Source organism: Exiguobacterium artemiae (assembly GCF_033342815.1).
GTDB classification, from domain to species: domain Bacteria; phylum Bacillota; class Bacilli; order Exiguobacteriales; family Exiguobacteriaceae; genus Exiguobacterium_A; species Exiguobacterium_A artemiae_A.
The window spans coordinates 99,157-112,776 of sequence record NZ_JAWPEN010000004.1; the positions used below are offsets into that span (position 1 = coordinate 99,157).

Below are 13,620 nucleotides of genomic sequence, written 5' to 3' on the forward strand. Positions count from 1 at the left end.
TTAATCGGAAAGCAGACGTTTTTTTCTGTTACATCAGTGGTAAACCCTACTATTGTGCTTTTTAAAGGAGGAATTGAGATGAATGAGACAGAACGGACCGTCATACTGGCGGCACTGAAACAAAAGACCGTCACGCTTCCGGATCAGACACATGTCCGGGCACTTGGTCAAGGAACATGGCGGATGGGAGAAGATCAAAGTAAACGCCAAGCTGAAATCGAAGCGTTGCATGTCGGACTCGACAGTGGGATGGAATTGATCGATACAGCGGAAATGTACGGGGAAGGAGCTTCCGAACAACTGATTCGCGAGGTACTGAAAGAACGGCGTGACGATGTGTTTCTCGTCTCGAAAGTCTACCCGCATAATGCCGGTGGCGAAAAATTACGGGCTGCATGCGAACAGTCGCTCAAAAATCTCGGAACGGATTACCTTGATCTCTACCTCTTGCACTGGCGCGGCAGCATTCCGCTTCAGGAAACGGTCGACGGGCTCGAGCAGTTAAAAGCAGAAGGTAAAATCCGTCGCTGGGGAGTCTCAAACTTTGACGTCTCCGATATGAAGGAACTGTTGTCACTTCGTAACGGCGACCAGTGTGCCGTCAACCAGGTGCTGTATCATCTCGGTTCACGCGGCATCGAATACGAATTGATGCCGCTGTTAAAACAACACGGAATTCCTGTCATGGCGTACTGCCCGCTCGCGGAAGGCGGCGATTTACGGGAACAACTGCTGGATCATCCGACCGTCGAACGTCTTGCAGAAGAACACGGTGTCAAACCGGCACAAATTCTACTGGCCTGGGCGATTCGCAGCGGCGATGTCATCGCGATCCCGAAAGCCGGACAGGCTAAGCATGTCGAAGAAAACGGAAAAGCAGCGCTAGTTGAGTTAACGGACGAAGAATATGCAGCGCTCGATGAAGCATTCCCGGCACCCACTAAAAAAGAACCACTTGATATCGTTTAAGGAGGAACAGTCATGAACAAATCAGTCAAACTTGGAAAATCCAATTTAACGGTCAATCCAATCGGTCTCGGAACGAATGCGGTCGGTGGACACAACCTGTACCCGAACCTCGATGAGCAAGCCGGTCGTGATCTCGTCCGTGTCGCTTTGATGAACGGCATTAACTTCCTCGACACGGCTTATATTTATGGTCCGGAACGTTCGGAAGAATTGGTCGGCGAAGTGTGGAGCGAAACCGTGGAACGTGAAGAAGTCATTCTCGCGACAAAAGGAGCCCACCAACTGGTTGACGGAAAAGTTGTCATGAACAACTCACCCGAATTTTTGAAACAAGCGGTCGAAGACAGTCTGAAACGTCTGCGGACAGATTACATCGATTTGTATTACATTCACTTCCCGGATGAAGATACACCAAAAGATGAAGCCGTCGCGGCGCTTGCTGAGCTGAAAGCAGAAGGGAAAATCCGGGCAATCGGTGTCTCAAACTTCTCGCTCGAGCAATTAAAAGAAGCCAATAAGGACGGTCATGTCGACGTCTATCAAGGCGAGTACAATCTATTTAAACGTGACGCCGAAAAAGAGATTTTACCGTATATCCGCGAACATGGCATTTCATTCGTACCGTACTTCCCGCTTGCTGCCGGTCTGCTTGCCGGAAAATATGATGCCGAAACGAAATTTGATGATCTTCGGAAAAATGATCCACTGTTCCAGGAAGATGTCTTTAAAGATAATCTGGCAAAAGTCGACTTGTTGCGCCCGATTGCAGAGGCAAAAGATGCCGAAGTCGCGCATATCGTCCTCGCCTGGTATTTGGCACAGGACGGCATCGATGCCATCATTCCGGGGGCGAAACGGGCCGAACAGGTCACGGATACAATCCGGACACTCGATGTCGAACTAACGGAAGACGAAATTCGTCAAATCGATCAAATCTTCAGCTGAGACCAAAACACCACGCCAGAAGGACATGGCGTGGTGTTGCTTTGAGCAGATTAAGCGAAAATCTTCGGGAAGGCTCGTATGATAAAGAAACAGGAGGCGATTACTATGAAACATCATTTTCACCTGACAGCGGACTGGCCCGGCAACCGCAATGACGTCGGACAAATCGAGACCGGCGAATTAAAAACGAAGATTTCGATTCCGGACGCAATGGACGGTCCCGGTGTCGGTACCAATCCGGACGAAATGTTACTTGGCGCGGCAGCAACCTGTTACATCATCACACTTGCTGCGATGCTGGAACGGAATGACATTCCGAAAGTGTCACTGACGATGGAATCGGAAGGAATCGTCGACGTCACGAACGGTGTCTTTACGTATGATGCGATCGTTCACCGCCCGACACTGATTCTGCCGGCAGAGACCACCGAAGCGAACCTGACAAAAGCACGCCGTCTGGCTGAAAAAGCAGAAGGATCGTGTATGATTACGCGGGCATTGGCCGGTAATGTGAAGGTTTCGTTAGAGGCGGTCGTGGAGTTGGAAGCCTGAGGATTCTTTTCGATGTATGCTGATACAGTACGACTTCATTTCTTTATTGAAATGAGGTCTTTTACTTTTGATTAGATTCTTGCTGCACAATTTTCAGTTCCTTCGTATACTGAACTTAGTTTGGAATTTACTGGAGGTCATCAGATGTCATCGTTTCAAGAAAAATTACGCAGTCAAAACACTGAATCTCATCCTTTTGAAAAAAGCTCTCCGATTCAACCGGCAGATTATACCGCCGAATTACTGACACACTTAAATGAGCTCTTCTATAAATCGATTGTTGAACTTCAACGCAATCAACTGACCGGGGAAATGATTGAAACCACAAACCGTTGGCTCTCTGCATTAGATGAGCCGCTTTTGGTTGCGCCCTTGCATCGTGAATTAACATCTCCTACTACGACATCTGTATATTATGAAAAATCATTAAGAGCATGGGATTTAATTGCACCGGGACAGGAAAATCAGGAAAAACTGTTGCATCACTTGATCGATGAATTATCAACAGCCCAATCCGCCGACTGGATGGTCAGCTTTACACGCCATTCCGGGATTCAGGCATTGGTCCCCTCACTTCAAGAAGCGGAACGCATCCAAAAACCGATTCGTATTTTAACTTCATTTTATATGAACATTACAGAAGCCAAGGCATTGCGTACCCTGATGCAATTTAAAAATATCGAGATTAAAATTTACGAACCGATTAAAAAAAATCAGGCTTTCCATCCAAAAGCTTACTTATTTACGCGGGAAACTAATTTACATAGTGCGATTATCGGTTCATCCAATTTATCAAAGTCTGCTTTAACCAACGGACTGGAGTGGAATGTTCGAATTCCCCATTCTCCTCTCACGTCTTTAGTTTCTCAAGCGCAAACTCTTTTTAATAATCTCTGGAGCAGTAACGAAGCCATTCCCTGCACTTCAGCAATTTTAGATCAATATGAACAACACCATTTAGACTCTCCGAAAATCAAACAGTTTATCGTCAATGACCGCGTTGCAGAACCGCTTGTTGAATACGAAGTAATTCAGCCAAATGAGATGCAGCTTCCGGCTTTGGAACAATTACACCGTTTACGGTTAAAACAACAAACAAAAGCCATGGTCATCGCAGCAACGGGAACAGGAAAAACTTATTTGGCTGCCTTTGATGTGAAACAGTTTGATGCCAAACGTGTTCTATTCGTTGCCCATCGTGGAAAACTGTTATCTCAAGCTGAAGAAACATTCAAAAAGATTTTCACAGATGGCGATGCTACTTTTGGTCGTTATCAAGCAAATCAAAAAGATCTTGATAAACAATTTATCTTTGCGACAATCCAAACGTTTTCAAAAGAAATTCATTTGGAGCAGTTCGATCCAAACACATTTGATTACATCATCATTGATGAGTTCCATCATGCCGCTTCAGAATCGTATCAAAAAATTCTCAACTACTTTACACCGCAGTTTTTACTCGGAATTACGGCAACGCCGGAACGAATGGACGGTCTCAACATCTTTAAGTTGGTCGACCACAATATCGCGTATGAAATTCGATTATATGATGCTCTGGCCCAAGACTTATTAACACCGTTCCATTACTTTGGTATTCAAGATGATGAAGCGATTGATTATGAAGCCATTCCACAAAAAAACGGGTTATACATTGAAAAAGATTTAGTGGAAGCACTCGAACGTTCATCTCGAACAGAGTATATTCTTGAGATGATGACTAAGTTTGGTCACAGCGGCGCAAATCAAGTTGGTCTTGGTTTTTGTGTCAATATTGATCATGCCGAATACATGGCTGCTGAGTTTAACAAGCACCAGATCGAGTCATTGGCTATCACAAGTAAACAAACGGAAGCAGAACGGGAATACGCCATTCAACGGCTGGAAGATGACCGGGATCCGCTATCGTTTATCTTTACCGTTGATCTTTTCAATGAAGGTGTCGATATCCCTAAAATCAACGTCATGCTGTTTTTACGTCCTACGGAATCGCCGACGATTTTTATCCAGCAACTCGGTCGCGGTCTACGGAAACATGAATCAAAAGAGTACGTCACCATTTTAGACTTTATCGGCAACAGTCAACGCGCTTTTGTGGCACCGCTTGTGTTATCCGGCCAACAATCTTTCCATTCGATTGACCGTTATCATGTCGCAAACGCGGTTCAAAACCATTTCCCGATTTTGCCTGAAGGTTCCTTGGCAATTTTGGATCGTGTGACAGAGTCCTTTATCATTGAACAAATGAAAAAAATCGAGTTTTCGGCCAGTAAACAGTTACGTGAAAGCTACCAGCGTCTGATAACTATGATTGGCGACACGCCATCACTAAACGATTTGGTGACACATCCGGATGCACCGGCCATTGAAACGATTATTCAACAATGGAAAAGTGTCCTGCGATTAAAACAACTGGAAAAAGTAGCAACCGATGAAGAAGTGGCTTTGTTGCTTAATCCGGATACACGACGTGTTCTTCAACATATCGAAAGTTGGTTCCCGATCCGCGAACCGTTCAGCTTATTGATGATTCAATTGTTGCTCACCCAGCAAAGCATTTCCGCTGATGATGTCATTCAATCGACCGCAACCCGCTTTGCCGTTTCACCGGAAGCCTCAACACATCGTTTGCCTTTGATTCAGCATTTGTTTAATCGCTGGTCTACTTCTTTAAAACACGATCGGATTATTTTGCTCGTTGAATCTGCCGCTAGTGAATATGCCTTCTCGGAAGAGATGACCCGGGTTTTAGCATCGTCACCAGAGTTAGTCGACTATTTGCAGGAGCTGATTCAAGCTGGTCTCCACTCATTTGAGCAACTTTCCGGAGGCGAAAACTGGTTGACTAGCTCTCAATCGCTGATTTCGAGAATGACATACAGTCGTTCTGTCATCCAACGATTATTACAATCTCCAAGCCAGGAAGGCTCATGGCGTGAAGGAGTCGCACAAGCCGGAGACGATTATGTATTATTCGTGAATTTACACAAAAATGAATCGATTGAAGATCAGTTGAATTATCAAGACTACTTTATTGATAAAGATCATTTCCATTGGCAATCCCAAAGTATTGCTACAGCTAACGGAAAAGCAGGAGAGTTGTACCGCCACCACGAAGCACGCGGAATCAAGATTCATCTGTTTATCCGCAAGGCTGAAAAAGAACAAGGCCGGTCCTTACCGTTTACGTACTTCGGTGAACTGATTCATAAACACAGTCACGGATCTAAACCGATTAATGTTGAATGGATTTTAAAAGAACCTTTAACTAGCGAAGAATTTATTTCGTGGAAAAAGCTTTCATAATTTTTTCAACAGCTGGCACATCAGCCGGCGCCCAGTTCAAAGAATTTAACTGTTTGACGGGTACCCAGCGTAATTCGGCATGTTCCAGTGCTTCCGGTGCACCCGATACAATCCTTGATTGAAAAGTCGATAACTCAACAATCACTTTTTCATATTCATACCGTGTCGTTTCAATGTGATTGCCTACTTGAATCGTACAATTTAACTCTTCCTGAATTTCGCGGTAAAGAGACTCTTCAGGACGTTCACCCGGTTCGATTTTTCCACCCGGAAACTCCCAAAGGTTCGGTAATGACATGACAGGACTGCGAAGAGCACACAGAATTTCGTTTTTTGAATTAGTCACTACTGCACCTACAACGGAAATTGTCTTTTTTGACATGCTGTTCATCCTCTCTTTAATCAATCATTTATGTCTATCCTAAACTACAACTCGTGAAAAAGGATCACTTCTTTCATGCGACTCCTACAGGAAAAAGCGCAGGAATCTGCGCTGTCAGAGACAAATAAGACCCGATTCTCGATTCCATGGAATCGAGAATTCTGGCTTATGTCTCGCCTGAGGAAAGCGCATGGAAAAGAAGCGATTCTTTTTTTACAAAAGTTATCCACACACTAACAGCTATTTGGGTCAATCTTTTTTTATTCAAATTATCCACATGTGGATAACTTTCCATATGCTATACTTTTACTACTTATCCACAATTAGAAATGAGGAAATCGTGTGCCACGTGAAATCTATCCGGTTGTCGTCAAAGCGACAGCCATCGAACAAATCAAAGACGGACAACCGCTTCTGTATAAAGAACTGTTCCAAAAGACCAACCATCTTAAAGAAGCCGGTGCCTTGCTCCGGTTGACAACAGAAGATAAAGAATACCTTGCGACGGGTTATTTTGGCAAGCAGGAAAAAGGGATCGGTTGGTTACTGACGACTGATGAACTGCAAGACATCGACGAAACCTTCTTCAAAGAAAAAATCGAGGTTGCCCTCGATCGTCGAAATGATTTTTTTGAGAGTGATTTGATTGATACGTTCCGGGTCTTTAACGGTTCAGGAGACGGAATCGGCGGCCTGACAATCGATTGTTTTGATCACCATTATCTGATTACGTTTGAAAACGAAGGGATCTATTCTTTTAAATCTGATATCATGTCTGCCCTTGAATCCCTTATTCATTTTAAGAGTATTTACGAAAAACGGGCTTTCCAGATTGATGGACAACCCGTCAAAGGCGACGATTTCTTAGCCGGTGAACGCGGTGATTTCCCGGAAGTCCTGCAGGAAAACGGAATCCCTCTGCTGTACCATTTGGATGCCGGTATGCGCACCGGACTCGATATCCAGCAGCGCCAGCTCCGTTCGATCGTCAAAGAACATGCCGCAGACCGATGTGTCCTAAATCTGTTTTCTGATACCGGTACGTTGACCGCCTCGGCGTTGCTCGGTGGTGCGACTGAAACAACGAGTGTCGATTTCTCGACCCGGAGCCGTAATAAGACAATCGAACAACTCGAGCTACATCAACTCGATCCCGCAACACAGACCATTCTCGTGCAGGACGCGTTTGACTATATCGATCAAGCCGACAAAAAAACACGCTTTGATTTCGTCATCGTGCATCCGCCGACATTCGTCAAAACACAAGCCCGTCATTTCCGGGCAGAAGTCGATTTAACTGCTTTGATTCAACAAACGATCCACATGACACATCGCGGCGGTTTATTGCTGATTACGACAGACTGTCCCTTATTCGACCAAGCCCGCTTTATGAAGATGGTCGATCAAGCATTTAAAAAGTTACGTCAAACGTATGAAATCGTTTGGGAAAGCACTCCTTTAGAAGACTTCCCGGAACATGCTTCTTTAAAAGAAGTAGCTTCAAAATCCGTCTTGGTCCGGCGTAAATAATCATATAATTAACAATTCTGCTGATGAAAAAACCATCAGCAGAATTTTTTTGGGATTAAAAGGAAAAGTAAAATGAATATCGAATCATTATTCTTAGGAAAATGAGCTTCCCTTTAAAGGACACTTATCTTTCCGAAATGTGACCGCTGATCAAAGGTTTGATAGGCCGCATTCAATGCATCAAGCTGACGCGGCACCTGCTCTTCGATCACAAGATCGATGACTCCATCCGCGACGAGTTGTGCGACTTCCGCCAGATGCTGCTGTTGACGTACCATTTCTTCCTTTTTCCCTTTCAGTAATGGAAGAGCAACAAAGACGGCTTCGAGCGTCAGTGCTTTACTGTGCATCGGTGTCAAATCCTGTGTCGTCCGGGTGGCGATTGAAATAATTTTCCCGCGTTCCTTCGCCAGGATGAACGACTCCTGCAAATGACCTCCGCCGACGGTATCAACGATGACATCGAATCCATCATGACCAAGACGCGCTAATAATTGTTCGGCTGACTCATCCCGGTACCGGTGCGGGCGAATACCGTGTTCTTCTAACCACGTTGCCTTCTCATCACTTGAAGCACTCGCTGTCACGTCACATCCATAATGTTTAGCCAATTGTCCGACAAGGTGACCGACTCCCCCCGTCCCACCTGCTACATACAAGCGCATCCCCGGATGAACGGCTGCCCGCTCCTTCAACACTTCCATTGCTGTCAGACTGATGACCGGCAGACAACCTGCTGTAGCAATGTCCAGATTCTCCGGTCTGAGTACAGCCATCTGTTCCGGAACCAACATTTGATCTGCCAGTGCTCCGGACCGGTTACCGAGTCCGCCGCCAAATGCGATGACGTGATCGCCGATAGAAAAAGACGTCACACTCTCTCCGATTTCAATGATCGTCCCCGTCACATCTCCCTGGAGAATTCCAGTTACAGGAGCTGCCGCCACATGACCAAAAAACATTTTGGTATCCAGTGGATTCAAGCTCGTTCCTTCCACGATAATTTTCAAATCATATTTTCCTAATTGTTCGAGTGTGACGTCTTTTTCTGTTAACGCAGCGTCTTTTCCATACTGTTCCACGACATATGCTTTCATAAAAAATCCCCCTTTTTTCAAATCAGCTTATCTTGTTTCAGAATACTCTAACATTCCTACTTCATGCTATGATGAAGCTACCTTAACTCAGAAAGGACGTTTTTGCTTTGAAACATGATTTGATTCGTCGCTTGACTACATATGCGAAAATCGATACACAGTCTGACTATGCCAGTACGACCGTCCCGACAACCGACGGACAATGGACACTCGCCCGTCTGCTTGTTGAAGAACTGAAGGAAATCGGCATGAGTGATGTGACCGTCGATGAAAACGGATATGTCATGGCGACTCTTCCTGCCAATACCGATGCGGACATTCCGACAATCGGATTTTTAGCCCACCTGGATACGGCGACTGATTTCACGGGAACAAACGTTAATCCGCAAATCGTTGAAGGATATGACGGGGAAGACCTGGTGCTTAACCCAACGATTCCTGTCATCCTGTCCCCAAAGGATTTTCCGGCACTAAAAAACTATGTCGGGCATACGTTGATGACGACAGATGGTACGACATTGCTCGGCGCAGACAATAAGGCCGGTATCGCCGAAATCATGACTGCGATGCATCATCTCCTCACGCACCCGGAAATCAAACATGGTCGGATTCGTGTCGCTTTCACACCTGATGAAGAAATCGGACGCGGTCCGCATCATTTTGACGTCGCTGCTTTTGATGCGAAATTTGCATATACGGTTGACGGCGGTCCGCTCGGTGAACTTGAATATGAAAGTTTCAACGCAGCTGCTGCAGAAATCGTCTTCCACGGAACAAACGTCCATCCGGGTACGGCGAAAGACAAGATGGTCAACTCGCAAAAACATGCGATGGCTTTCCAGAACCGGTTACCGGGCGATGAAGCCCCTGAATTTACTGACGGTTTCGAAGGATTCTTCCATTTGATTTCGTTTGATGGTTCAGTTGAAAAAACGACCGTCCATTACATCATCCGCGATTTCGACCGCACGAAGTTCGAAGCCCGGAAACACTTTTTGACGGCTTTGGTCGAAGAATGGAACAAGAAATACGGGGCAGGCAGCGTCGAAATCAAACTGAACGATCAATATTACAACATGCGCGAGAAAATCGAGCCGCATATGGAAATCGTTGATATCGCACATGCTGCGATGGAATCACTCAGTATTACACCGATCATTAAGCCGATTCGCGGTGGTACGGACGGTTCGCAACTGTCGTACATGGGACTCCCGACACCGAACATCTTCACAGGTGGCGAAAACTACCACGGGAAGTTTGAATTCATCTCTGTCGACAACATGGTCAAAGCGACAGAAGTCGTAGTAGCGATTGCCGAGCGATTTGCTCAGTCAGCAAAATAAGACGGTATAACGAAAGCAGATTCTCGACATGAGAATCTGCTTTTGTTGTGCTCCATATTTTTTTGTTCAGACGATAGATAAACTTTATTAAAAAATTACAGTTCACTTATTTTTCTTCTGTTGTTGTTTGTTGATCCGGAATCGGTAATTGGACCATACTGCCTGATCCGCTGACCAACGGTGATTTTCCGTCCCACTTCTTGACGGCTTCGTACTGAATCATCTCTTCGGTTAATGTTTTCTGTAATTCTTTTTGGGCTTTCGCCAGCCCCTGCGCTTCGATTAAACGCGCATCCGCTGCTCCCTTTGCTTCTACGCGCAGGCGTTCTGCTTCTGCTTTCGCAATCGCAAGATCCGTCTTCTTTTTGTCGAGCTCTTGTGACGCTTTGACACGCGCATCAATCGCTTCCTGCGTTTTAGCATCCGGTTTCGGTGCTCCAAGTGCCACGTCTTCGATGATGAAACCAATCTTTTTGACGTCTTCGGCAAACTGTGTCTGAATGTTCGTCGAAACCGTTCCCGATTGCTCCCCGAATAACTCAAGGACGGTGACTTTCGAAATCTGTTCACGGGACGCATCATAAAGGCGTTGTTTTAAGTAACCGGCTGCAATCTCATCAATTTCAATCGGACCAAATTTATTAAAAACTTCCGTCACCTGATCTGGTGAGACCGAAAAACTGTACGTAAAGTCGACGACGATATTTTTCCCGTCCTTTGTTGCCAGTGTCATATTGTCGAGCGATTTCGTCTGTGTCCGGATTGGATACTCGGTGACACGTGTGATCGGCGACACGATGTGCCATCCTTGCGACAGGGTCTCGTCCTGGACACCGCTTGACGGTTTATAGACGACCCCGACCTGTCCGGGTTCGATTTGTTCGACGATGAATGGTGTCATCGCAAGAAGTGCGACGACGATTACACCTGCGATGATCATCGACGGCCTGATACGTTTTTTCGGTTTGATTTCTCTCATTTTGAGTCTCCTTTATCAATTTTATCTTGGATATACTTATACAGTTCAATGGCCAGCAAGACGATCAGTGCAAAAAATAATAACGTAAAAAGTGTTGCCACGCCGTCCTCCTCCTTCATGAATGTTCTACCTACTCTTACGCTTCCTGTTGGAAAATGTTTCATTTTGTTTAAAACCACGGTTGCTAAATTTTGCAATCCGGTCTAAGATGTAAAGAACTTTGTCCTTGAAACGAGACGTATCATTTTGTGGTACACTCGTAACAGCACATCACACACTAGAAACGAGGGTTCATCTCTATATGATTACAGTACAAAACGTCGGTCTCCGCTTTGCGGACCGTAAATTATTCGAAGACGTCAACATCAAGTTCACACCGGGCAACTGCTACGGTCTCATCGGTGCAAATGGTGCCGGTAAATCAACATTCCTTAAAATTCTTGCCGGTGATATCGAAGCCCAGCAAGGAGACGTCATCATCACGCCGGGCGAACGCCTTGGTGTCCTTCGCCAGAACCACTATGAATATGAAGAGTTCCAAGTCATCGAAACCGTCATGATGGGTCATAAGCGTCTTTATGAAGTCATGAAAGAAAAAGATGCTATCTATATGAAAGAAAACTTCTCGGACGAAGACGGCATGCGTGCTGCCGAGCTCGAAGGTGAGTTCGCAGAAATGAACGGATGGGAAGCGGAGTCGGAAGCAGCGATGCTTTTGCAAGGTCTCGGTATTAAAGAGAATCTGCATACGAAAACAATGGCTGAACTGACAGGCGGAGAGAAAGTTAAAGTCTTGCTTGCCCAAGCATTGTTCGGTAAACCAGACATTCTGTTGCTCGATGAGCCTACCAACGGTCTTGACCTAAAAGCCGTTAAATGGCTTGAAGAATTCTTGATCGGGTTTGAAAATACGGTCATCGTCATTTCCCACGACCGTCACTTCCTCAACAACGTTTGTACGCATATGGCCGATCTCGATTACGGGAAAATCCAACTGTATATCGGAAATTATGATTTCTGGTACGAATCAAGTCAGCTTGCTTCACGTATGGCAGGCGACCAAAACAAGAAAAAAGAAGAAAAAATCAAAGAACTTCAAGCCTTCATCGCCCGTTTCAGCTCGAACGCTTCCAAAGCGAAACAAGCAACATCACGGAAAAAGTTGCTTGATAAAATCACACTTGATGACATCCGTCCGTCTTCACGCCGTTATCCGTTCGTCGGCTTCACGCCGGAACGTGAAATCGGAAACGATCTGTTGATCGTCGACGGCATTTCGAAAACAATCGATGGTGTCAAAGTTCTTGATAATGTCCGTTTCTCGTTAAACAAAACGGATAAAGCCGTCTTCATCAGCCAAAATGACATCGCGATCACGACACTCTTCAAAATCCTGATGGGTGAGATGGAAGCGGACAGCGGAACATTCAAATGGGGCGTCACGACATCACAGTCGTACCTACCAAAAGATAACTCTGCTTTCTTCGAAGGCTCGGATAAAACGATTCTCGATTGGTTGCGCCAGTATTCGCCGGCCGATGAGAGCGATACGTTCCTCCGTGGTTTCCTCGGCCGGATGCTCTTCTCCGGTGAAGAAGTCATGAAAAAAGCGTCTGTTTTATCCGGGGGAGAAAAAGTCCGTTGTATGTTATCCAAAGCGATGCTCAGCGGCTCAAACGTTCTTGTCCTCGACGATCCGACGAACCACTTGGATCTCGAATCGATCACAGCGCTTAACGATGGATTGATTGCTTACAAAGGTGCGATGCTCTTCAGCTCGCATGACCATCAGTTCGTCGAAACGATTGCAAACCGCATCATCGAATTGACACCAAACGGTATCGTCGATAAAGAAACGACATACGATGAATACCTCAACAATGAGTCTGTTCAACAACAGTTATCAGCGTTGTACGCAACAAACTAATTCCATCAACAAGAGACCGGTCCTAGCGGATCAGGTCTCTTGTTTTGTAAACTGAAGATATACAGACCAAACAAAGGAGGAAGTCATGTGCGGCATCGTGCCTGTGCAGCTCTAATCGAAGACGGTCAGATTCTGATGGTCCGGATTGAGACTAAAAAGCAAAGTTTTTGGACCTTACCGGGCGGCGGCCTCAACACCGGTGAAACATTCGAACAGGCCGTTGTTCGGGAAGTCGAGGAAGAGATTCACTTGAACGTCCGCGTCATCCGACCGTTGTATACGAAAACCGATTCGTCCGGAACAGAAGTCTGCTTTCTCGTCGAACGTGTTGATGCCGCGGCTCCTTTACTCGGACACGATCCGGAACGACCGCTTCATCAGCAGATCCTGACCGGGATGGACTGGCGTTCTCTTGCTGAGATGAAAGAGGATATACAAGTTTCCGAAGTATTGACTGCTTTGAATAAGACACCGTCTCTCCTTTTGTAAATGAAAGATTAACCAAGTGAAATGAAACTGTCCTGTTATGTTTACATCCTCTTCATAATCAACTGATTAAATGAGAAAGTAGCAAGATAACAAACAACTTGGAG

Annotated in this window: 11 protein-coding genes; 8 read left to right on the plus strand and 3 right to left on the minus strand. The window is 45.6% G+C overall.

Features of this window, described 5'->3' with window-relative positions; translation table 11 throughout:
- Positions 1 to 78 precede the first annotated feature (78 nt).
- The 4 genes from R7V76_RS06050 to R7V76_RS06065 all read left to right on the plus strand — a co-directional run bounded on the left by R7V76_RS06050 (position 79) and on the right by R7V76_RS06065 (position 5,769).
- Positions 79 to 969, plus strand: coding sequence for an aldo/keto reductase (locus R7V76_RS06050; RefSeq protein WP_251136010.1), 891 nt, complete (start codon positions 79 to 81; stop codon positions 967 to 969).
- 12 nt (positions 970 to 981) lie between these two features.
- A complete protein-coding gene (locus R7V76_RS06055; protein ID WP_290828050.1) occupies positions 982 to 1,914 on the plus strand; it encodes an aldo/keto reductase in 933 nt (310 codons plus the stop codon).
- 105 nt (positions 1,915 to 2,019) lie between these two features.
- Positions 2,020 to 2,466 carry an OsmC family protein gene (locus R7V76_RS06060; RefSeq protein ID WP_290828048.1) on the plus strand — a complete coding sequence of 149 codons (447 nt, stop codon included), beginning with the start codon at positions 2,020 to 2,022 and terminating at the stop codon, positions 2,464 to 2,466.
- A 144-nt stretch (positions 2,467 to 2,610) separates the two neighbouring features.
- A complete protein-coding gene (locus R7V76_RS06065) occupies positions 2,611 to 5,769 on the plus strand; it encodes a DUF3427 domain-containing protein (RefSeq protein WP_318091594.1) in 3,159 nt (1,052 codons plus the stop codon).
- Here the strand turns inward: R7V76_RS06065 and R7V76_RS06070 are convergent.
- Positions 5,744 to 6,151 carry a (deoxy)nucleoside triphosphate pyrophosphohydrolase gene (locus tag R7V76_RS06070; protein ID WP_114596704.1) on the minus strand — a complete coding sequence of 136 codons (408 nt, stop codon included), beginning with the start codon at positions 6,149 to 6,151 and terminating at the stop codon, positions 5,744 to 5,746. The two genes, R7V76_RS06065 and R7V76_RS06070, sit on opposite strands and share 26 nt — an antisense overlap.
- 342 nt (positions 6,152 to 6,493) lie before the next feature.
- Between R7V76_RS06070 and R7V76_RS06075 the strand changes: the two genes are divergently transcribed.
- Positions 6,494 to 7,681 carry a class I SAM-dependent rRNA methyltransferase gene (locus R7V76_RS06075; RefSeq protein WP_318091596.1) on the plus strand — a complete coding sequence of 396 codons (1,188 nt, stop codon included), beginning with the start codon at positions 6,494 to 6,496 and terminating at the stop codon, positions 7,679 to 7,681.
- A gap of 113 nt (positions 7,682 to 7,794) precedes the next feature.
- Here R7V76_RS06075 and R7V76_RS06080 read toward each other — a convergent pair whose 3' ends face one another.
- Entirely contained in the window at positions 7,795 to 8,778 is a 984-nt protein-coding gene (locus R7V76_RS06080) for a zinc-binding dehydrogenase (protein ID WP_318091597.1), read from the minus strand.
- Positions 8,779 to 8,885: 107 nt separating this feature from the next.
- Between R7V76_RS06080 and pepT the strand changes: the two genes are divergently transcribed.
- Entirely contained in the window at positions 8,886 to 10,121 is a 1,236-nt protein-coding gene (pepT, locus tag R7V76_RS06085) for a peptidase T (RefSeq protein ID WP_131973528.1), read from the plus strand.
- A gap of 106 nt (positions 10,122 to 10,227) precedes the next feature.
- Here the strand turns inward: pepT and R7V76_RS06090 are convergent, their stop codons facing one another.
- Complete coding sequence (locus R7V76_RS06090; protein WP_131973529.1) at positions 10,228 to 11,100, minus strand: prohibitin family protein; 873 nt, start codon at positions 11,098 to 11,100, stop codon at positions 10,228 to 10,230.
- 301 nt (positions 11,101 to 11,401) lie between these two features.
- Between R7V76_RS06090 and R7V76_RS06095 the strand changes: the two genes are divergently transcribed.
- Entirely contained in the window at positions 11,402 to 13,027 is a 1,626-nt protein-coding gene (locus R7V76_RS06095) for an ABC-F family ATP-binding cassette domain-containing protein (protein ID WP_290828041.1), read from the plus strand.
- Positions 13,028 to 13,114: 87 nt separating this feature from the next.
- Positions 13,115 to 13,516, plus strand: coding sequence for an NUDIX domain-containing protein (locus tag R7V76_RS06100; RefSeq protein WP_318091599.1), 402 nt, complete (start codon positions 13,115 to 13,117; stop codon positions 13,514 to 13,516).
- Positions 13,517 to 13,620: the final 104 nt, after the last annotated feature.